This is a genomic window from Streptomyces sp. NEAU-YJ-81 (genome assembly GCF_017592595.1).
GTDB classification, from domain to species: Bacteria; Actinomycetota; Actinomycetes; order Streptomycetales; family Streptomycetaceae; genus Streptomyces; species Streptomyces hygroscopicus_B.
Genome location: NZ_JAGFNO010000133.1, coordinates 1 through 612, shown reverse-complemented (window position 1 = coordinate 612; position 612 = coordinate 1). Strand labels below are relative to the sequence as shown.

Here is a 612-nt window from a genome sequence, read left to right as displayed (position 1 = left end):
ACCGCCCCACCGCTCGGGCAGCTCCAACGCCGCCACCCGGCCCAGACCCCACACCAGGGCCTGACCCGGGCTCACCGCACCATCCGAACGCCCCACCGACACCGCACCCCGCGTCGCCACCCACAACGGCGCACCCACACCCGCATCACCCAACGCCTGCACCAACGCAGCCGTCCGCAACAGACCCGTCTCACCGTCGACCGTCGCCAGCAGGGAGAACACCCCCGCCACCGAACCGCCTACGACGGCCGCACGCAGCTCATCCGCCATCCCGGCGCGATCCACCGCAGCCGACTCGACCACCCGCACATCCACACCACGCCCGGCCAGCAACCGCACCACACCCGAGGCCCACACACCCTCGGCCCCATCCACCGGGACGACCACGACCCAGCAGCCACCCAAAACCCCGGCCGCCGACCGCTCCGTCACCGGCCTCCACGACACCCGGTAACGCCAACCATCCACCGCCGAACGCACCGACTCCTGCCGCCGCCACGACGACAACGCCGGCAACACCTCACCCAGCGAAACCCCCGGATCCACCGCCAACTCCGCAGCCAACGCGGCCACATCCCCGCGCTCCACCACATCCCAGAACCGCCCATCGAC

Annotated in this window: 1 pseudogene; it reads right to left on the bottom strand. The window is 71.9% G+C overall.

Annotation, left to right across the window (positions count from 1 at the left end):
* A pseudogene (locus J5X86_RS50255) lies at positions 1-612 on the bottom strand (polyketide synthase); the annotation flags it as partial.